This is a genomic window from Methylobacterium sp. EM32 (genome assembly GCF_040593685.1).
Lineage (GTDB): Bacteria > Pseudomonadota > Alphaproteobacteria > Rhizobiales > Beijerinckiaceae > Methylobacterium.
Window position 1 is genome coordinate 16,492 of record NZ_JBEXZS010000001.1, and the last position, 20,605, is coordinate 37,096.

General features: G+C 69.8%; 15 protein-coding genes and 2 riboswitches. Of the genes, 7 read left to right on the forward strand and 8 right to left on the reverse strand.

Going from position 1 to position 20,605, the window contains the following annotated elements; all coding sequences use genetic code 11:
* Positions 1 to 13 precede the first annotated feature (13 nt).
* The 7 genes from ABZT49_RS00065 to ABZT49_RS00095 all read right to left on the reverse strand — a co-directional run bounded on the left by ABZT49_RS00065 (position 14) and on the right by ABZT49_RS00095 (position 8,407).
* A complete protein-coding gene (locus ABZT49_RS00065) occupies positions 14 to 823 on the reverse strand; it encodes an ATP-binding cassette domain-containing protein (RefSeq protein ID WP_355281371.1) in 810 nt (269 codons plus the stop codon).
* Positions 807 to 1,793 carry an ABC transporter ATP-binding protein gene (locus ABZT49_RS00070; RefSeq protein WP_355281374.1) on the reverse strand — a complete coding sequence of 329 codons (987 nt, stop codon included), beginning with the start codon at positions 1,791 to 1,793 and terminating at the stop codon, positions 807 to 809. Before ABZT49_RS00070 ends, ABZT49_RS00065 begins: the two co-directional genes overlap by 17 nt.
* Positions 1,790 to 2,716, reverse strand: coding sequence for an ABC transporter permease (locus ABZT49_RS00075; protein WP_355281377.1), 927 nt, complete (start codon positions 2,714 to 2,716; stop codon positions 1,790 to 1,792). Before ABZT49_RS00075 ends, ABZT49_RS00070 begins: the two co-directional genes overlap by 4 nt.
* Positions 2,716 to 3,723, reverse strand: coding sequence for an ABC transporter permease (locus ABZT49_RS00080; protein WP_355281379.1), 1,008 nt, complete (start codon positions 3,721 to 3,723; stop codon positions 2,716 to 2,718). The genes ABZT49_RS00075 and ABZT49_RS00080 overlap by 1 nt, the downstream gene beginning before the upstream one ends.
* 17 nt (positions 3,724 to 3,740) lie before the next feature.
* On the reverse strand, positions 3,741 to 5,324 hold the full coding sequence (locus tag ABZT49_RS00085; RefSeq protein WP_355281382.1) for an ABC transporter substrate-binding protein: 1,584 nt from the start codon (positions 5,322 to 5,324) through the stop codon (positions 3,741 to 3,743).
* 16 nt (positions 5,325 to 5,340) lie between these two features.
* Positions 5,341 to 6,006, reverse strand: coding sequence for an AroM family protein (locus tag ABZT49_RS00090; protein ID WP_355281385.1), 666 nt, complete (start codon positions 6,004 to 6,006; stop codon positions 5,341 to 5,343).
* Positions 6,007 to 6,238: 232 nt separating this feature from the next.
* On the reverse strand, positions 6,239 to 8,407 hold the full coding sequence (locus ABZT49_RS00095; RefSeq protein WP_355281388.1) for a TonB-dependent siderophore receptor: 2,169 nt from the start codon (positions 8,405 to 8,407) through the stop codon (positions 6,239 to 6,241).
* Between the two features lie 352 nt (positions 8,408 to 8,759).
* Between ABZT49_RS00095 and ABZT49_RS00100 the strand changes: the two genes are divergently transcribed.
* A complete protein-coding gene (locus ABZT49_RS00100) occupies positions 8,760 to 10,250 on the forward strand; it encodes a PepSY-associated TM helix domain-containing protein (RefSeq protein WP_355281391.1) in 1,491 nt (496 codons plus the stop codon).
* A gap of 495 nt (positions 10,251 to 10,745) precedes the next feature.
* Here the strand turns inward: ABZT49_RS00100 and ABZT49_RS00105 are convergent, their stop codons facing one another.
* On the reverse strand, positions 10,746 to 11,672 hold the full coding sequence (locus tag ABZT49_RS00105; RefSeq protein WP_355281393.1) for an AroM family protein: 927 nt from the start codon (positions 11,670 to 11,672) through the stop codon (positions 10,746 to 10,748).
* A 98-nt stretch (positions 11,673 to 11,770) separates the two neighbouring features.
* On the opposite strand from ABZT49_RS00105, the gene ABZT49_RS00110 reads away from it, so the two are divergent.
* The 6 genes from ABZT49_RS00110 to ABZT49_RS00135 all read left to right on the forward strand — a co-directional run bounded on the left by ABZT49_RS00110 (position 11,771) and on the right by ABZT49_RS00135 (position 20,601).
* Positions 11,771 to 12,850, forward strand: a complete 1,080-nt coding sequence (locus ABZT49_RS00110) for a DUF917 domain-containing protein (protein ID WP_355281396.1) — start codon at positions 11,771 to 11,773, stop codon at positions 12,848 to 12,850.
* Positions 12,847 to 14,409 (forward strand): hydantoinase/oxoprolinase family protein, encoded by a 1,563-nt coding sequence (locus ABZT49_RS00115; protein ID WP_355281398.1) that lies wholly within the window; start codon positions 12,847 to 12,849, stop codon positions 14,407 to 14,409. The genes ABZT49_RS00110 and ABZT49_RS00115 overlap by 4 nt, the downstream gene beginning before the upstream one ends.
* A 322-nt stretch (positions 14,410 to 14,731) precedes the next feature.
* A riboswitch (glycine riboswitch) is annotated at positions 14,732 to 14,829 on the forward strand.
* A gap of 3 nt (positions 14,830 to 14,832) precedes the next feature.
* A riboswitch (glycine riboswitch) is annotated at positions 14,833 to 14,925 on the forward strand.
* 59 nt (positions 14,926 to 14,984) lie between these two features.
* Positions 14,985 to 16,256 carry a D-amino acid dehydrogenase gene (locus ABZT49_RS00120; RefSeq protein ID WP_355281401.1) on the forward strand — a complete coding sequence of 424 codons (1,272 nt, stop codon included), beginning with the start codon at positions 14,985 to 14,987 and terminating at the stop codon, positions 16,254 to 16,256.
* Positions 16,257 to 16,748: 492 nt separating this feature from the next.
* Positions 16,749 to 18,077 (forward strand): MFS transporter, encoded by a 1,329-nt coding sequence (locus tag ABZT49_RS00125; RefSeq protein WP_355281404.1) that lies wholly within the window; start codon positions 16,749 to 16,751, stop codon positions 18,075 to 18,077.
* Positions 18,078 to 18,183: 106 nt separating this feature from the next.
* Complete coding sequence (gene bhcC / locus ABZT49_RS00130; protein WP_355281407.1) at positions 18,184 to 19,371, forward strand: 3-hydroxy-D-aspartate aldolase BhcC; 1,188 nt, start codon at positions 18,184 to 18,186, stop codon at positions 19,369 to 19,371.
* Positions 19,372 to 19,503: 132 nt separating this feature from the next.
* Positions 19,504 to 20,601, forward strand: a complete 1,098-nt coding sequence (locus ABZT49_RS00135) for a GSU2403 family nucleotidyltransferase fold protein (RefSeq protein ID WP_355281410.1) — start codon at positions 19,504 to 19,506, stop codon at positions 20,599 to 20,601.
* Positions 20,602 to 20,605: the final 4 nt, after the last annotated feature.

Consider the following 20,605-nt stretch of genomic DNA (forward strand, 5'->3'; position numbering starts at 1 on the left):
TGATCGGATGACGCTAAATCCGCGGCAGCCGGGGCACGCTGTCGAGAAGGGTGCGCGTATAAGCCTGCGACGGGTTGGCGAAGACCGCCGCGACCGGGCCCTCCTCGACCACGCGCCCCTGGCTCATCACCAGCACCCGGTCGCAGAGGGTGCGCACGACGGCGAGGTTGTGGGAGATGAACAGGTAGGTGAGCGAAAGCTCGCGGCGCAATTCGCCGAGAACCTCCAGGATCTGCGCCTGCACCGACACGTCGAGCGCCGAGGTCGGTTCGTCGAGGACGAGGAAGCGGGGCTCGAGCGCGAGTGCGCGGGCGATGCAGACGCGCTGCTTCTGCCCGCCCGAGAGTTCGTGCGGGTAACGGTGCCGGAAGGCGCGCGGCAGGCTGACGAGATCGAGCAGCCGGTCGACCCGGGCGTCGAGCGCCGCGCCCCGGGCGACGCCCTGCACGCGCAGCGGCTCACCGATCGCCTCGCCGATCGTGCGCCGGCCGTTGAGGGCCGAATGCGGGTTCTGGAACACGATCTGCATGTCGCGGCGCAGGCGCCGCATCGCCTCGCCGCCGAGCGCCGTGATGTCCCGGCCGTCGAACGTGATCGTGCCGGCGCTCGGCTCGATCAGGCGCAGGACCATGCGGGCGATCGTCGACTTGCCGGAGCCGGACTCGCCGACGATCCCCAAGACCTCGCCGGTCCGAATCGAGAAATCGACGCCGTCGACCGCCCGGACCGCGCGCCCGCCGCTCGCGGGGAAGACCTTGGCGAGGCCGGTGGCGCGCAGGAGCGGCGAAGGGTCGAGCGGCTTCACGTCAGGCGAGGTCGGCATGGTGGCACGCGACTCTATGGGCGGGGTCGGCGCGGCGCATCGCGGGCCGCTCGGTCGTGCAGATCGCCGTGGCGCGGGGGCAGCGCGGGTGGAAGCGGCAGCCGGAGGGCGGATCGATCAGGCTCGGGATCGTGCCGGGCACGCCCTGGAGGCGCCGGATCTCGCCGTCGATCTCCGGCAGGGCGGCGAGCAGGCCCCGCGTGTAGGGGTGGAGCGGATGCGCCAGGACGCGCGCCGTCGCGCCCTCCTCGACGACGTTGCCCGCATACATGACGGCGACGCGCGTCGTCAGCGCCGCGATCGCCCCGACATCGTGGCTGATCATCACCACCGTCAGCCGCAACGTCTCGACGAGGTCGCGCAGGAGCCGCAGCACCTGGGCCTGCACCGTCACGTCGAGGGCGGTCGTCGGCTCGTCGGCGATGAGGAGGCGCGGCTTCCCCGAGAGGGCCAGCGCGATCAGCACGCGCTGGCGCATGCCGCCCGAGAGCTGGTGCGGACACGAATCGAGCACCCGCTCCGGCTCGCGCAGGGCCACCTGCGCCAGCAGTTCGGCCGCGCGGGCCCGGCGCTCGGCCCGTCCCGGCTTGACCGAACCTTGCGCCCGCGCATGGGCGGCGATCGCGTCGCCGAGCTGGCGCCCGATCGTGAAGAGCGGGTTCAGGTAGGTCATCGGGTCCTGGAAGATCATCGAGATCTTCACGCCGCGGATGCCGCGCCAGTCGCGCTCGCTGAGCGCCCCGACGTCGCGCCCCTCGAACAGGATGCGACCGCCGGTGCGCTGCGCCCGGCCCGGGCCGATGCCGAGGATCGAGCGGGCGAGCAGGGTCTTGCCGCAGCCGGATTCGCCGACGATGCCGAGCGTCTCGCCCTCGTCGAGCGCGAGGTCGATGCCGTTCAGCACCCGCGCCGGCCCGTCGAAGGTCGGGATCGCGAGGTGGTAATCCTCGATTGCGAGCAGCGGACTCATCGTCCGGCACTCTTGGGATCGAGGATGTCGCGCAGGCCGTCGCCGAGCAGATTGAAGCCGAGCACGGTGAGGAAGATCGCGAGGCCCGGGCAGGCCGAGTACCACCACCAGTCGGGCATGTAGGAGCGGGCGACCGAGATCATCGCGCCCCATTCCGGATCCGGCGGCTTGGCGCCGAGCCCGATGAAGCCGAGGCTCGCGGCCGAGAGCACGGCGAGGCCCATATCCATCGACAGCTTGACGATGATCGGCGACAGGCAGTTCGGCAGGATGTGGTGCCAGAGGATCCAGGGCGTGCGGGCGCCCGCGGCCCGGCTCGCCTCGACGAACAGCTCCTCCTTGACCGATAGGGTCTTGGCCTCGACGAGGCGGACGCAGCCCGGCCACCAGACGAGGGCGAGCGCCGCGATGCAGTTCCCGATGCCGGGGCCGAGCGCCGCCACGATCGCGAGGGCCAGCGCGAGGCCCGGCACGGCGAGGAAGAGGTCGGTGAGGCGCATGATGGCGCCGCGCAGCAACCGGCTCCGCGTGTAGCCGGCGATGATCCCGAGCGGCACGCCGATACCGGCCCCCACCACCGTGATGATGAGGCCGATCCACAGCGAGATACGGGTGCCGACGATGACCCGGGACAGGAGGTCGGCGCCCATCTCGTCCGTACCGAACGGATGGGCGAAGGACGGCGGCAGCAGCCGCTGCGACAGCTTCACCGCGCCCATCGTGTCGCCCGGATAGGGCGCGAGCCAGGGGCCGAAGGCGGCGAGCACCAGGAACAGGACGACGAGGGCGAGGCCCAGCATCGAGGAGAACGAGCGGGAGAAGAGATGGGCGTAGAGCCGCCACTGGCGGATCGTGGTCGCGTGGCGCACCCGGAAGGTCGGCGGCGCGTCGGCGAGCGCCGGGGAGGCGTCGGGGAGCGCCATCACGCGGCCCTCAGGCGCGGGTCGATCCACGCATAGGCGAGGTCGACCAGGATGTTGACGGTCATGAAGCAGAAGCCGATCGCCAGCGTCACCCCGACCACCGGCTTGAAGTCCGAGGCGAGCGCCGAGGACACCGCGTAGAGGCCGATGCCGGGCCAGTCGAACACCGTCTCGACGAGCACGGTCGAGCCCAGCATCCAGCCGAAGCGCAGGCCGATGATGGCGAGGGTCGGGATGAGCGCGTTGCGGAGCGCGTAGACCGCGACGATGCGCAACGGCGCGATGCCGTGGGCGCGCGCCGCCACGACGTGGTCGGAGTGCAGCGCCTCGATCATCTCGGCGCGGTTCACCCGGAGTATCGAGGCGAGGCACGGGAAGGAGAGCACGATCGCCGGCAGCAGGATATGGCCGAGCGCCTCGCGAAACGTCTCGAACTGACCGCGCAGCAGCGAATCGACGAGGATGAGGCCGGTGATCGTCTCGGGCGGCGCCTCCGAGAGCGGCAGTCGGCCGGAGACCGGCAGCCATTCGAGGTGCACGGCGAAACAGAGCTGGAGCAGGATGCCGAACCAGAAGGCCGGTAGCGCGACGCCTGAGATCGACAGGATGCGGGTGAGGTGGTCGATGGCGCCGTCGCGCTTCAGCGCCGACAGGATGCCGAGCGGCAGCCCGAGCCCGACGCCGATCGTCATGGCAACGAGAACCAGTTCGAGCGTCGCCGGGAAGTAGCGCCCGAGTTCGGACAGGACCGGCCGCGTCGTGACGATCGAGGTGCCGAGGTCGCCCGTCGCGAGGTCGCGCAGGTAGATGCCGAGCTGCACCGGCAGCGGCTTGTCGAGACCGTATTCCCGGCGGACGGTCTCGACCATGTCGGCGGTCGCCTCGGGGCCGGCGACGAGCCGGGCGGGGTCGCCCGGCGCCACGTTGGTGATGAGGAAGGTCAGCACGGCGAGGCCGAGCATCGTGCCGGCGACGGTCAGGAGCTTCTTGAGCGCGAAGCGCAGCACGGCCGTCCCTCCCGGACCTATCTGGCGTCGATCCAGAGCGGGTAGAGATCGACCTCGCCGGTGAACCGGACCGGGCTGAAGCTGAAACCCTTGAGCGCGTCGCGGCGGGCCCAGCGGCGGTTCTGCACCATGCCGAACACCTCGGGCTGATCGGCGACGATCCGCTTCTGGATCTCGGCGTAGAGCGGGGCGCGCTTGTCCCAGTCGGGCGTGGAGCGCGCCTCGTCGATCATCCGGGCGACCTCCGGGTTGTCGTAGAACGACATCGCGAAGTACTGGCCCCAGGAATTCGGGTGGTACTGGTAGGCGACGGCGTCGGGATCGGTCGAGATCGGCGTCACGAAGACCGAGGTCAGGTTGGGCGAGGTCTCCGGCTTCGAGCCCTTGGCGACCATGTTCGGCCACTGCTCGGGCCGCATGTCGACCTTGATGTTGAGGGCGGCCAAGTTGTCGAGGAGGAGGAGGCCGATGCGGCGCGCCTCCTCGAGCCCGGCGATGTGATAGTATTCGAGCGTGATCCCGCCATTCGGGGTCGCCGACTTCGCCAGGTACTCCTTCGCCTTGGCGAGGTCGCGCCGCGGCATGCCCGGCACGTCGATATGGCCCTTCATGCCGGCCGGAAACACGCTGGTCTGGAGCTTGGCGGCGCCGTTGTAGATCTGGACCAGACCGTCATAGTCGATGGCGTGGGCGATCGCCTTGCGCAGGTTCGGGTCGGCGGTCGGTCCGACCTTGTTGTTCATCTTGATGCCGAAGGTCGTCATGCCGGCATGGTCCTCGATCGCCACGCCCTTCTGGCGCGCGACCTGGACGTAGTCGTCCGGCGTCAGGCCCTCGACGATGTCGGATTCGCCCCGGAGCAGCGAGGCCTTCTGGGCGGCCGGCTCGCGGACGATGCGGTAGATCACGCCGGCCGGGCGGTGCGCCTTACCCTGCGGCCAGCCCTTCCAATAATCCGGCACGGAGGCGAGCTCGTGGAGCACGTTCGGCTCCCAGCGCTTGATCGTGAACGGGCCGGAGCCGGCCTCGTGGTCGGTGAGCCACTTCTGCCCGTCGTCGCCGTCGACGGCATGCGCCTCGACCTGCTTTTTATCGACGACGTACCACCAGGGCAGGAAGGACAGGAACGCCGCGTAGGGCTTCTTCAACGTGAAGCGGACCGTCTTCGCGTCGACCGCCTCGATGCCCTCCGGCCCGAGGAAGTCCTTCAGCATCCAGGCGACGCCCTTGTTGAGCTTCAAGCCCCGGACGAAGGAGTAGCGCACGGCCTCGGCATCGACCGGGTCGCCGGTGTGGAACTTCGCCGTGCCGGTGAGGTGGAAGGTCCAGGTCTTGCCGTCGGGGCTCGTCTCCCAACGCTCCGCCAGCCAGGGCTTCACCTCGGCCGGGTTGCCCTCGTACTTGACGAGGGCGTCGTAGACCGCCTGCTGCAGCATGCGGGTCGACCAGTCGTAGCGCACGTGCGGATCGAGCACCGGCACCTGCTGGCGCCCGCCGAACACGATCACCTTGCGGTCGCCGACGCGCTCGAAGGCCCCGGCTGGACCAACGGCACTCGCGAGCAGGGCCGCCGCGAGCAATCCGAGGCCGAATGTGCGCATCGGGCGATTCCTTTGATCAGAGAAGCTGGCGGACGGCGCCGGCGACGATCCGGCGCGACAGGAGGACGGGAGCATCGACAGTGGCGCGGACCTCGCGGCGCATCGCCTCGGTGTAGCCCATGCAGTGCATGACGATCAGGTCGCGGTCGGCGAGCGAAGCGGCGCGCTCCGCCATGGCGTCGCCGGCGTAGGGCGAGGCCGCCACCACCTTGGGCTCCCCGCGAAAGACGTGCCGCGCCGGAAATTCCTCGACCTGGCGGGCGAGCGGCACCATCACGCCGAGCTTCGGGCAGGAGGCGGCGAGCGCCTCGACGGTGGAATCGACGATGCGCTGGGCCTCGACGAGGAGCGTGCGCTCCAGCGGCTCGACCTGCGTGCCCGTGCACAAGAGGACGACCGCGTCGTGGCCGTGGCGGTCGACGGCCCGGAGGAGATCCGACAGGCGCTCCTCGATGCGAGCCTTCGACAAAACCGCCTCGCGCCCGTCGCGCAGGCGGCTCGCGAAGGAAGCCTCGCCCGCGCCCGGATGGAGGGCGGCGATCTCGGCCTCCGAGGCGTCGTCGAGCACGCCGTATTCCCGCGCCTCGACCGCCCCGCCGATCTCGGCCAGCATCTCCGGCACCATGTCGATCCGCGGCGACTGCCCGATCGTCACGAAAGCGAGCCGGCTCGTCCGTCCCATGCTGCCACCTCCGCCCCGGCGTTGTTGGTCGGGCCGAAGCTAGTCCCGTGCCGGACAGGCCCGCTATAGGGGAGGGCCCTTAGGGTGGGGGTGATGACGGCGTGGGCTTCTGCCCTCCGGGTGGGCAGTCGGGGTCGGACGTCCGCACGACGATGCCGACGGAATGTCGGGCCGATGGCCTGCATCGACGCCCGAGACCCGCTCCGCCGTGCCGGATCCTGCGAGCCCGCCTCTACCAGCGGTAGGACAGCGTGCCGAACACGTTGCGGGGCTCGCTGTATCGGCAGCCATTCACGGTGACGCAGGTCACGTAGGAATGGTCGAGAACGTTGCGGGCGTTGATCTGCGCCCGCCATCCTTTGAGGCTCGGGTCGGCGACACCGAAATCGTACAGCGCGATCAGGTCGAAGAGCGTGGCGGCGTGGGTGTCGAACGTCGCGCCCGAGATGTTCGAGCTGCCGACATACCGCACGCCGCCCCCGAGCCGCAGGCCCGGGATGCCGAACGTGCCCATGTCGAAGGTGCCGAACAGCGCGGCCTGATTGTAGGGCACGAGATCGATGCGCTGGTTCAGGTTCGCCGCCACGGTGGTCCGCGTCTGCCGGGCATCGGTGTAGGAGTAGGACGCGATCGCCTCCAACGGCCCGAAATTCGTCCGGGCTTCGGCCTCGAAGCCCTGCGACCGGATCTGCCCGGTCTGGGTGCTGAACGTCGGGCTGACCGGGTCCGGTACCAGCGCGTTCGTCTGATCGATGCGGTAGAATGCGGCGCTCAGCAGGGTGTCGGCTCCCGGAACCTCCCAGCGCAGGCCGCCTTCGTACTGCTCGCCCAACGACGGCTGGAAGGGGTTGCCGTTCCGGTCGGTGACCGCGAACGTCTGGAACGACTGACTGTAGGAAACGTACGGCGCCAGCCCGTAATCGCCGAGGTAGAGCAGGCCGAGCCGGCCGCTGAAGGCGCTGTCGTTCTGGTCGAGGCGTCCGCCGGTCCGGTAGGTCAGGATCTGTGTGCGTGCGAAATCCTGGCGACCACCGGCGAGCAGGACGAAGCGATCGAACTTGATCTGATCCTGCGCGTAGATGCCGACCTGATCGAGCAGGCTCTTCGACCCGGTATTGATGGCATAGTTGATCCGCGGATATGTCGTGCCGTATACAGGGCTATAAACGTTGAGATTGCCGACGGTGCCGTTCGTGTAGCGCTCCGAGTTCAGGAAGCTGCGATAATAGTCGATGCCGGTCAGCAGGGTGTGGGCGGTCGGGCCGACGACGAACTTCGTCTCCAGCGACGTGTCCGAGGCGACGCCGGTCGCATTCTCGTTGCGCATGCTGAGACCGCGCGTTGCGACCTGCCGGTTCGCCAGCAGCGAGGTCGGGGTCAGGTAGTCCCAGTCGACCCCGGACTGGTAGTAGCGCAGGGCGTGGCGCAGGCGCACCGCATCCGAGAAGGCGTGATCGATCTGGTAACCGATCGTGCCCGATCGGGCGTCGAAGCGGTCGAAGGCCGGCTCGCCGTAGAACCGGTTGAAGGCGAACCGGGGAAGTGGTCCGTTGGGCAGCAGCGTACCGACCGCCGAGAGCGGCGCCTGGAACCGGGTGTGAATCTCCTGGTAATAGCCGAGCAGCGTGACGGAGGTCGCCGCCGACGGCCGCCACGTGATCGCGGGCGCGATGTAGCGCTTGTCGTCGGGCGTGAAGTCGAGATAGCTGTCGCTGTTGCGGATCAGCCCCGTCAGTCGGTACGACCACGCGCCGTCGTCCGACAGCGGCCCGGTGAAATCTCCTGACACTTCCTTACGGTTGTACTGGCCGAAGGTGACGTTCATCTCGTTGAACGACGTCTGGAGCGGGCGCTTGCTGACCGCGTTGACGACGCCGCCGGGCGAGAGCTGGCCGTACAGGATCGACGACGCCCCTTTGAGGACTTCGAGGCGCTCGAGGCCGTAGGGCTCCTGCGTCCCGTCATAGACGCCCGATTGCAGCTTCAGCCCGTCGCGCAGCAATCCCGAATTGCCGGTCTCGACCGTGAAGCCGCGGATCGTGAAGCCGTCGGAGGTCCTGGCGAAGCCACCCACGGCCTGGCTGGTCATGCCGGACGTGTAGGCGAGGGCCTGGGCCAGCGTCGAGGCACCCTCGTCGCGGATTTGACGGGCACCGACGACGTTGATCGTCTGCGGCGTCTCGATGATCGGCGTGTCCGTCTTCGTCCCCGACGCGCTCACCTTGGGGACGTAGCCGTTGACCGGCCCGGTCGCGGGATTGAGCGGGAGCCCCCCTTGTCCGGCCACCTGGATCTCGTCGAGGGCGACGGTCGTCTCGCCCCCGCTCAGGGATTGCGCGGCCGCGGCGCCGATCGGTGCCGGCCCGACGCAAGCCAGGGCGGAGAGCGTGGCGACGGACAAGGCCGCGCTTCCGAGGTATCGGCCGGTTCGGGCCTGCCGGATGCGTACGTCTCCAACTGAGCGGTCCATGCGGAAACCTCCCGGGCCTGTGCGCAGCACCGCTCCCGCTCCGCTGCGCCGGACGGGCCGCCCTTGAGCCTCAGTCCATCGATCGCATCGTGTTTGCGCGAAGCGCTTACATCAGCAATACCGATCTCTACATTAAGCTGTTGGGAGCCCGGCTTGTGATAATTACGACACAAACCATAATCATAACGATTCAAAAGTATGGCGTGACGACTGGCTCCGTCCATTGCTGGCATGTCCTGCACTTGACGAAGTCGGATCGTTGCCGTGACCAGGGGGCGGTGGCGTGAGGGGCAGCTTCCGTCGATCAATGGCTTGGCTGCATGCCTGGGCGGGGCTCGTCGCCGGTTGGCTCCTGTTCGCGGTGTTCGTCACCGGCACCGCGAGCTACTACCGGGCCGACATCTCCCGCTGGATGCGGCCGGAGCTCGGCGCGGAGAGCGAGGTCGATCCGGGTCGCGCGGCCGACATGGCGGCCGCGGCTCTGGCCGCCCGCGCGCCAGATGCGCGGCAATGGTTCGTGCGCCTGCCCCATGCCGGGGAACCCTCGATCGGCCTGCAATGGCGCGGCAAGGGCGGCTCCCGGGAGAACGTGCTCCTAGACCCCGTAACCGGTGCCCCCGTGACGGTGCGCGAGACGCTGGGCGGCGAGTTCCTGTACCGCTTCCACTACGAGCTGCACCTGCCGCCCCTCTGGGGGCGGTGGATCGTCGGAAGCGCCACCCTGATCATGCTGGTGGCGATGGTGACGGGCATCGTCACGCATCGACGGATCTTTGCCGACTTCTTCACCTTCCGGCCCGCGAAAGGCGGGCGTCGCGCCTGGCTCGACGCCCACAACGTCCTAGGCGTCCTGGCGCTGCCCTACCACATCATGGTCTCCTACAGCGGCCTGGTCCTCCTTTCCCTGACGCTGATGCCGTGGGGGGTGGCGGCGGTCTATCGCGGTGACACTCTGCGTTTCGCACAGGAATTCGGACTGACGGCGACGACCCCCCGGCCCGCCACGGGCCGGCCGGCCGCCCTCGCGCCGCTCGCCCCGATCGTCGCCGACGCGACGCGGCGCGCCGGCACGCCGCCGGAGCACCTGGTGATCGACAAGCCCGGCGACGCGGCCGCGACGGTCACGGTGTTGATGGAGCCGCCGCACGGGATCGCCCACCACCACCCGCAGATCGCGTTCGACGGCGCGACCGGCGCGTTCGTCGCGGCAACCGGTGAGCTGCGGTCGGCCGCCCGGACCTACTTCACCGTAAGCGGCCTCCATCAGGCCGATTTCGCCGGGGCCGCTCTGCGCGCGCTCTACGCCCTCTGCGGCGCGATGGGTGCAGCGATGATCGCCACCGGGCTCGTGCTCTGGACCCGCGCACGCCTGCCCGGCACCGGCGAGGAGCCGCCGCCGGCCGTGCGCCTCGTGCGGGGCCTCAACCTGGGCGTGATCGTCGGGCTGCCTGCCGGGATCGCCGTCTATTTCCTGGCGAACCGGGGATTGCCGGTCGAACTGGCGGATCGTGCGGCCTGGGAGGTTCGGCTCTTCTTCGGGGCCTGGGCTTTGACGGCGCTCGCGCCCTGTCTCCTCGCACCCGCCTCGGCCTGGCGCGCGACGCTGGGCGCCACCGGCTCGCTCTATCTGGCGATCCCGGTTCTCGACGCGATCACGGTCGGCCGTTCGGACGGTCTGTTTCTCGTCTTCGACGGGACGATGCTCGGTCTTGGCTTGCTCTGCTGGCTCGCGATGCGGAGCATTGCCCCGTCAGCGCGTGCAGCCCATCCGTGATGTGAGGGGATCGGCGATATTGGCGGTCGACAGTGCCCCCTCCGCACTGCCGGGCCATCGGATCCGCGTCCCAGGCCATCACCCGATCACGTGCAATCGGGAAGCGCCCCAGGTCGTTACTGCTTCAGAGCCTGTTTGACTTGCGAAGCCAGTACCAAAAGACATTTTCCTTCTCCCACCCACGGCCTCATCCTGAGGTGCGAACGATGTGAGCCTCGAAGGAGGCCTCCAGGGATCAGAGAGACGTCTGGGAGCCTCCTTCGAGGTCAGTCGATTGAAAATCGACTGACACCTCAGGATGAGGTCGTGGGTGGGATAAAATTCACCCAGCAGTCAAACAGGCTCTCATTGTTTTCTGCGGTGAGTCGGTATCCGCTTCGCCGGATCATGCTCTAGAGCACTTCACGATCGCGTTGCAATCGCGAAGCTCTCTAGGTTTTTGATTTTGCCGCATTTTCTACGACGAACCGGTATCCACTTCGTCGGAAAAATGCTCTAGGAGTTCGGCGCCTCCGACGCCATCACCAGCCGGATCAGCGCACCCAGCGAACCCACCTCCATCTTGCTCATCACCTTGGAGCGGTGGATCTCCACCGTCTTCGGGCTGATCGCGAGCTGGCGGCCGATCGCCTTCGAGGTCAGGCCCTCGGCCATCAGCGACAGGACCTGGCGCTCGCGCGGGGTCAGCCGGGCGAGGCGCTCGCCGTAATCGGCGGGCCCGCCGCGCGGCTCGCCCGCGGGCTCGCCGCCCTGGTCGAGCAACAGGCGAATCGCGCCGGCGACGATGCGGCGGGCGAGCACCACCGGGCGACCGGTCGCCCGCGCGACGATCGCCCGGTCGCGCTCGTCGAAGGCGACCGAGTTCAGCACGATCACCTCGCAGCCGCCGAGATCGACGATGGCGCGGGCGAGCGCGTCGCGGTCGCCCGGCATCGCGTGGGTGACGCTGACCGGGTAATCGGCGAGGGTGGGCAGCTGGACCTCCTCGATCTGGCGGGCGATCGGCTGCACGATGCCGAGGCGCTGCTCCTCCGCCGCCAGCGCCCGGATGCCGGATTCGATGGCGCGCTGGGCGTTCACCATCGGGGTCGGGCTGTCGAAGTCGCGGAGCAGCCCGGTCGAGAGGATCACCACGAGGTCGAATTCGCGCGGGCGTAAGGAGGCCAGGATCCCCGCCATGCGCTCGCCGACCGCCGCCTTCGAGACGACGACGTCCTCGCCGCTGCGCAGGCGCGTGACGAGCGACGCCTCGCCGGGCCCCGGCACGAGGGCGGCGATCCCGGCCGGCGACAGCCCGTCGAGGGCGCCCCGCTCGACCGGCTCGACCGGCCCGTTCAGCTGCAGCAGGATCTCCGGGACGATGTCGTCCCGCGGGCTCTGGCCGGCCTCGATGAACACCACGCGCTTGAGGCGACCCGCCACGAAGAACCCGCTCCCGCCCGATCCCGGGTAGGGGCCTCTCCGGATAGGCGAGGCCCGCGCCCGACCTTACCCTCGCGGCCCATCAGTGAGGAGGGGTCATGATCCGCGAATTCGAGCCCGAGGAGATCGCGCCCCTCGGCATCGGCGCCTGGATCCTCGGCACCGGCGGCGGCGGCAGCCCGTATCTCGCCGAGCTCAACCTCAAGACCCTCTACGCCGAGGGCAAACGCTGCCGGCTGATCGACCCGCGGGCGCTCGACGACGACGACCACGTGGCGGTCGTCTCGAAGATGGGCGCCCCCCTCGTCGGCCAGGAGCGCCTCGTCGATCCGGCCCACCTCGCCCGCGCCGTCCGGCTGATGGAGGAGGTCACCGGCAAGCGCTTCCGCGCCGTGATGAGCGTCGAGATCGGCGGCGGCAACGCCGTCTCGCCCTTCCTGGCGGCGGCGCATCTCGACATCCCGGTGGTCGATGCCGACGCGATGGGGCGCGCCTATCCGGAGGCGCAGATGACGAGCTTCGCCATCGGCGACCTCCAGATGTATCCGCTGACCCTCGTCGATTGCCGCGACAACGAGGTGGTGGTGGCCCGCGCCGCGTCCTGGACCTGGATGGAGCGCATCTCCCGCAAGGCCTGCACCGAGGTCGGCTCGACCGCCGCCACCTGCAAGGCGCCCCGCACCGGGCGCGAGGTCAAGGAATGGGGCGTCCTCGACACCGTCACCAAGGCGACCGGCCTCGGCCGGGCGGTGCTGGAAGCGCGGGCCGCCCATACCGACCCGGTGGCGGCGGTGGTGGCGCACGAGGGCGGCAAGGTGCTGTTCCGCGGCAAGATCGGCGACATCGACCGCACGGCGACGGGGGGCTTCCTGCGCGGCTCAGCCCGCATCGACGGGCTCGGCGACGATGCCGGCAGCCGCATGGAATTGGCGTTCCAGAACGAGTGGGCGGTCGGCTTCCGGGACGGGGTGCCGGTCGTGATGACGCCGGACCTGATCTGCGTCCTCGACACGGTCTCGGGCGAGGCGATCGGCACCGAGACGGCGCGCTACGGCCAGCGCGTGACGGTGGTGGCCCTGCCCGCACCCGACATCCTCCTGTCGCCGAAGGGTCTCGCCCATGTCGGCCCGCGGGCCTTCGGCTACGACATCGACTTCACCTCGGTCTTTTCCTCATGAAGCGCATCGGCATCGACGTCGGCGGCACCAACACGGATGCCGTGCTGATCGACGGCACCCAAGTCCTCGGCGCCGTCAAGACGCCCACCACCGCCGACGTGATGTCGGGGGTGCGGGCGGCCATCCGCGACCTCGGCGCGGCGGTCCCGCTCCAGGGCATCGACGCCGTGATGATCGGCACGACGCACTTCACCAACGCGGTGGTCGAGCGCGCGCGGCTCGAGCGGGTCGGGGCGATCCGCATCGCGCTGCCCGCCGCCCGCTCCCTGCCGCCGACGGTGGACTGGCCGGACGATCTTCGCGAAGCGGTCGATCCGCTGTCGGTCATGGTGGCGGGCGGCCACGAATATGACGGGCGCGAGCTCGTCCCCCTCGACCGCGCGGCGATCCGGGACGCGGCGTCCCGCATCCGCGACGCGGGCATCACCTCGGTCGGCATCACCGCCCTGTTCTCGCCGCTGACGGCATCTTGCGAGGAAGAGGCGGCGGACATCGTCCGCGACGTGATCCCGGGGGCGCGGATCACGCTCTCGCACACCCTCGGCCGGATCGGGCTCTTGGAGCGCGAGAACGTTACGCTGCTCAACGCCGCGCTGCAATCCTTGGGAGTCCGGACGGTCGCCGCCTTCGAGGAGGCGCTCGCCGCCTCCGGCATCGCGGCGCCGTTCTTCCTGACCCAGAACGACGGCACCGTCGTGCTCGCCGAGGTGGCAGCGGCCAACCCCGTCCACTCCTTCGCCTCGGGCCCCACCAACTCGATGCGCGGCGCCGCCTTCCTGTCGGGCCGCGACGGCGCGATGGTGGTGGATGTCGGCGGAACGACGAGCGACGTCGGCTCGCTCGTCCACGGCTTCCCGCGCGAGGCCAACAACGTCGTGGCGATCGGGGGCGTGCGCACGCTGTTCCGCATGCCCGACCTTTTGCCGATGGCGCTCGGCGGCGGCACCATCATCGATCCCGCCACCGGCACGATCGGACCGCGCTCCGTCGGCTACCGCATCACCGAGAAGGCGCTGGTCTTCGGCGGCGACACGCTGACGGCGACCGACATCGCGGTCGCGGCGGGCCGGGTCGAGATCGGCGACCGGGACCGCGTGCGCCACCTCGATCCCGCCTTCGTCGCCGCGATGCTGGCGCGCATCGCCGGCATGGTCGAGGAGGGCGTCGACCGGATGAAGACCTCGGGCAGCGCGACCGACCTCGTCGCGGTGGGCGGCGGCGCCTTCCTGATCCCGGACCGCCTCGCCGGCGTGAGCGAGGTCGTGCGCGTCGCCCATGCCGGCGTCGCCAACGCCCTCGGCGCCGCGATGGCGCAGATCTCGGGCGAGGTCGACCAGATCTTCTCCGACCTCTCCCGCGATGCGGCGCTGGCCGAGGCGCAAGGCATCGCCGAGCGCCGGGCGGTCGAGGCGGGGGCCGAGCCCGGCAGCCTCAAGGTCATCGAGGTCGAGGACATCCCGATCGCCTACCTGCCCGGCGGCGCCCGCCGCGTCCGCGCCCGCGTCGTCGGCGACGTGCGCGAGCGCGAGCGCGAGCGCGAGCGCGCGGCGGTCGCCTGAGGGGACGGGATCATTCCTGCCAGGAATAATAGTGTTCCTGATCGGTCTTTGACAGGGGAAGGCAGGCCGGCCAGATTTCGCCCGGGAGGAGACCGATCAGGAGAAGACCAGACCGGGAAGCCGGACGCGCGCGGGCGATGCGACCCACCGACGTCCGGGCTGCCGAGAAGGCGACGGATTTGCGCTAGACAGGCGCACGGCCATCGAGATCTAGGACTGACTAAGGCCGCGAACATCCTGGATTTGTCCACCATTGATCAGGACGCTGTCGACAAGCGACTTGACGAACGGACAGGCTACGGCTAAGGCTTTCAAGGTCCATTACGACGATGCGGGAGAGATCGAGGGGCTTCAGGCCGCCTCGACGCCGACGGAGCAACCGCCCCGGAAACTCTCAGGCAAAAGGACCGTATCGTCAGGACGCTCTGGAGAGAGGCGGCTGAAACAGGCCGTCCACCGAAGGGGATGTCTGCCTGCGCCAGCGGGCGGACGACGCTCTCAGGTACCGTGACAGAGGGGGCGCATCGGCGGGGTCAGCCCGCCGCCACTCGCGCTCATTCACGGAATCCAGATCCATGCCCCACATCGCCGTCATCGGCGCCGGCATCACCGGCGTGACCACTGCCTATGCGCTCATGGAGCGCGGCTACAACGTCACGGTCCTCGACCGTCACCGCTACGCCGCCATGGAGACCTCCTTCGCCAATGGCGGCCAGCTCTCGGTCAGCAACGCCGAGGTCTGGAACAAGACGGCCACCATCCTCCAGGGTCTCAAGTGGATGATGCGGCGCGACGCGCCGCTCCTCGTCAACCCGAAGCCGAGCTGGCACAAGTATTCCTGGATGGCCGAGTTCATCGGCCAGATCCGGCACTACGAGGCCAACACGGTCGAGACCGTGCGCCTGGCGCTCGCCGCCCGCCGGCAGATGCTCGCCATGGCCGAGCGGGAGCGCATCGATTTCGACCTGGAGCAGCGCGGCATCCTGCACTTCTACCGGGACGCGGCCGGCTTCGAGAAGGCGCTCGCCGTCAACGCGCTCCTGCGCAAGGGCGGGCTCGCCCGCGATCCCGTCACGCCCGAGGAGATCCGGCAGATCGAGCCGACCCTGCAGGGCCAGTATCACGGCGGCTTCTTCACGCCCTCCGACTCGACCGGCGACATCCACAAGTTCACCCGCGGCCTCGCCGCGGCCTGCGCCCGGCGCGGCGTCGCCTTCCTGTACGATGCCGCGATCGAGGCGATCGTGCCGGCGGGCGCGGGCTGGCGCATCCGCTGGCGGCCGGCCTCGCGCGACGAGGGGGCTGCGCCGGTCGCGATGGGTGAGCCGCTCGACGTCGACGGGGTGGTGATCTGCGCCGGCTGCGCCAGCCGGGACCTCGCCGCCGGGCTCGGCGACCGCCTGAACATCTATCCGGTCAAGGGCTACTCGATCACCGTGCAGTTGCACACGCCCGAGAGCCAGGACGCGGCGCCGCAGGTGAGCATCCTCGACGACGCGACGAAGATCGTGACGAGCCGCCTCGGGCGGGACCGGTTCCGCGTCGCCGGCACGGCGGAGTTCAACGGGTTCAACCGCGACATCCGGCACGACCGGATCGAGCCGCTGGTGCGCTGGACGCGCGAGCAGTTCCCCCGCGTGGCGACCGACCGGGTGGTGGCCTGGACCGGCCTGCGCCCGATGATGCCCGGCATGCTGCCGCGCGTCGGACCGGGCCGGCAGCCGGGCATCTTCTACAATACCGGGCACGGCCATCTCGGCTGGACGCTGTCGGCCGCCACCGCCCAGATCGCCGCCGACGCGGTCGAGGGCGGCCTGCCGGTCGAGGGACGCCGGCTCGCCGCCTGAGCCCGCTCGCGGGCCCCACGCCAGGCAGGGCTGTCCGGGGAAAGCGAAGAGCGCGGGACTTCTCCTCTCCCCGCGGGCGGGGAGAGGGCTGTGTTCCCGTTCAGGGAACGCAGCAAGCGGAGGCTAAGCCGGAGCGAGGGTGAGGGGGTCTCGACGAGTGAGGCTCCTCCGGAAACACCCCCTCACCCCCGCCCTTCGGGCTTGCCGAACCCCCTGAACGAGGGTTCGGCCCTCTCCCCGCCCGCGGGGAGAGGAGAATATCCGCGCCACTTCTTTCCCCGGACAGCCTTGTGCACCCAGGAGAGGCGCGTCCGGCATCCCGGTGCGGGGCGCCGTCTGCCTGTCACGAGAGGCTTGCTGCACGGCGCAACGCGGGCCAGGCATCAAGCCGAAACATGCCTGCGCGAATCATGCGCGGGCAGGATCATCCGCGCGACAACGACACCGCAAGAATCACAACAAATGCGCCGCGACGCGGCCGGAGGAACGCCCGTGAACACTGCCACGAACGCCGCCCTGCTCACGCCTCTGCCCGACGCGGCGGCTCCCGTCTCGGACGACGCCGCGCGCCGGCGCGGCGTCGTCGCCGCCGTCATCGGCAACACCCTCGAATTCTACGACTTCACCACCTACGCCTTCTTCGCTGTCACGATCGGCCGCACCTTCTTCCCCTCCGGCGACGCCTGGATCAGCCTGCTCGCCTCGGTGGCGACCTTCGGGGTCGGCTTCGTCACCCGGCCGATCGGCGGCGTGTTCATCGGCGCCTATGCCGACCGGGCCGGCCGCAAGCCCGCGATGATGCTGACCATCGGCCTGATGGCGGTCGGCATGCTGATGCTGGCCCTCACCCCGGGCTACGCCACGATCGGCATGGCCGCCCCGGTTCTGATCGTGGTCGGGCGCCTGATCCAAGGCTTCGCGCTCGGCGGCGAGGTCGGCCCCTCGACCGCTTACCTCATCGAGAGCGCGCCGCCCGGCAAGCGCGGCCTCTACGCGAGCTGGCAGCTGGCGAGCCAGGGCCTCGCGACGCTCGCCGCCGGCGCGATCGGCCTCGCCCTGTCGCTCGCGCTGACGGCGGAGCAGATGCAGTCCTGGGGCTGGCGGATCCCGTTCCTGCTGGGCCTGCTCATCATCCCGGTCGGGATCTACATCCGCCGCGCCATGCCGGAGACCGCCGGCGAGGGCGCGGGCCACGCCGAGGCGACGACCGGCGCGGTGCTCTCGCGGCTGATGCGCGACCACGGCGGCAAGCTGGCGCTGATGGTGCCGATCCTGCTCTGCGGCACGGTCTCGACCTATGTCAGCAACTACATGACCACCTACGCGATCACGACGCTGAAGCTGCCGGCGAGCCTGTCGATCGCAGCGACCGCGGTGGTCGGGCTCTGCGTCCTCGTCTTCTCGGTGCTGGCGGGGGTGCTCGCGGACCGGTACGGCCGGCGCCGGGTGATGATCGTGCCGCGGGTCCTGCTGCTCGCCGCCGCCTACCCGGCCTTCCTGCTGATGACGCAGCATCCCGGCCCGGCGACCCTGCTCGGCATGTCGGCCCTGATCGCGACGCTCGGCGCGATGAGCGGCGCGGCGAGCCTGGTGGCGATCCCCGAGTTCCTGCCGCGCAGCGTGCGCAGCGCCGGCCTCTCAGTGGCCTACGCCTTCGTCGTCACGGTGTTCGGCGGCACGACGCAGCTCGTGGTGACCTGGCTGATCGGCGTCACCGGCGATCCGCTGGCGCCCGCCTACTACGTCATCGCCACGAGCCTCGTCGGCGTCGCCGCGATGCTCGCCACGCCCGAGACGCGGGCCGAAGCGCTCGCGGTTTGAGTGAGGCGGCCGGGTGGCGACCGCCCCCGGCCCGCCCCGGGGTCTTCGCCCTCGACATCCTGCCTTCGGCGATGAACAGTCGTCGGCGCCGAAGGAGCCGAGTGCCATGACCGCCGCCGTGAGGAACGCCCCGCTCGCCGCCGACCCGTTCGCCGGCCTCGAGGTCGGCTACGACGTCCCGGCCCTGCCCGGGATGCGCGAGGACGAGATCCAGACGCCCTGCCTGGTCCTCGATCTCGACGCGCTGGAGCGCAACATCCGCAAGATGGGCGACTACGCCCGCGCCCACGGCATGCGCCACCGCGCCCACGGCAAGATGCACAAGTCGGTCGACGTGCTGCGCCTGCAGCAGGAACTCGGCGGCGCCGTCGGCGTCTGCTGCCAGAAGGTGTCGGAGGCCGAGGTGTTCGCCCGCGCCGGGATCGCCGACATCCTGGTCTCGAACGAGGTGCGCGACTTAGGCAAGATCGACCGCCTGGCGCGGCTGCCGCGCTACGGCGTCCGGGTCACCGTCTGCGTCGACGACCCCGCCAACGTGGCCGACCTCTCGGCGGCGGCCGGGCGGCACGGCACCGATCTCGATTGCTTCGTCGAGATCGATTGCGGCGCGGGCCGCTGCGGCGTCGGGAGTGCGGCCGAGGCGGTGGCGCTCGCCCGGGCGGTCGCGGCCGCGCCGCACCTGCGCTTTGCCGGCCTCCAGGCCTATCAGGGGGCGATGCAGCACCTCGAAGCCTACGCGGAGCGGCGCGCCGCCCTCGACGCCGTGATCGCGCAGGTGCGGGAGACGGTCGACGCCCTGACGGCGGCGGGGCTGCCGCCTGAGATCGTCAGCGGCGGCGGCACCGGCAGCTACCGGTTCGAGAGCGGCTCGGGCGTCTACACCGAGCTGCAATGCGGCAGCTACGCCTTCATGGACGCCGATTACGGCCGGATCCGCGACGGCGACGGCGCGCGCCTCGACCAGGGCGAGTGGGAGAACGCGCTGTTCATCCTCACCAGCGTGATGAGCCACGCCAAGCCCGGTCAGGCGGTCTGCGATGCCGGGCTGAAGGCCCAGTCGGTCGATTCCGGCCTGCCGCTGGTCCATGGAAGGAGCGACGTCGCTTACGTCAAGTGCTCCGACGAGCACGGCGTCATTGACGATCCGGACGGCGTGCTCGCGATCAACGAGAAGCTCCGCCTCGTGCCCGGGCATTGCGACCCGACCTGCAACCTGCACGACTGGTATGTCGGCGTGCGCAACGGCCGGGTCGAGACGCTGTGGCCGGTCTCGGCCCGCGGCAAGGGCTATTGAGGCAGGGCGTCGGCCGGGCGGAGGGGGGAGGATCCCTTGTTACCAAAATCGTCATTTTGGTAACAAGACGCTTGCCGGGAGGGACGTTGCTTGTTACCAAAATCACCGTTTTGGTAACAAGGCTGTGGGCCCGTGCGTGCGCTCTCCCACCTCGATCAGATCGCCTTCGCCGACTTGTGCTCGAAGGCATTCGACGCCCAGTTCGACCGGCGCTTTCCCGCGAACGGCAATTTCGTCCGGCAGAAGCGCGGCACTCGGGAGTATTTCTACCACAAGGGTTACGAGCGGGCGACGGATGACAGGCCCGGCAAGCATACGCTGATCTATGCCGGCCCCGTCGACGATCCGGAGGTGCAACGGCGCGTCGAGAATTTCGGGCGCAACAAGGATCTCTACCGGACTCGTCGCGAGCTGGCCGGCAAGCTCCGCCACTCCGGCCTGCCAGCACCATCTCCGATCGAGGGCAGGATCCTGGAGGCTTTCGCCAGCGTCGATGCCTGGAGCCGGGTCGTTCTCGTCGGCACGCTGGCCTATCAGAGCTACAGCGGCCCCTTGGCCGTCCTGCTCGGTGAGGCCGAGTACCGGACGCAGGACGCGGATTTCGCCGAGTTCTTCGTCCCCGCCGCTCGGGATATGATCGACCTCCCGGCGCTGCTGCAGAGTGTCGACCCGACCTTCGAGCCGGTCTTCCATCCGGCCGAGGCCTCGGTGCCGGTCGGGTTCCGCAACCGGATGGGCTACAAGGTCGAGCTGCTGGTGCCCGCCAAGGGCGGGGCGAGCCCGGTCTACCCGTCCCGCGTCATGGCGAATATGGGCGCCCAGGCCCTCAAATACCTGGAATTCCTGGTCAAGGATCCGGTCCGGTCGGTGGCCCTGTACGATGCCGGGATCCCCGTCATGGTCCCGGCGCCGGAGCGCTTCGCCGTCCACAAGCTCATCGTGACCTGCCTGCGCGCGAGCCACGACCAGGCCAAGGTCGCCAAGGACATCGCTCAGTGCAGCGCGATCATCGATGCCAAGCGGCTCGCCGGCATGACGATCGACCTCGGCCTGGCCTGGGCGGAGGCGCAGGGCCGCGGGCCGAAATGGCGCAAGTTGCTCGCCCTCGGCGCCGCGCGGCTCACCGACGATCGGCGGGCGGCCCTGGAGGAGGGGATACGCAAGCTGGCGCAGGTCGAAGGCCAGGATCCGGCTCCCCTGATTCCCTGGCTCGGGCGTTCCAGCGGGTAGCCGC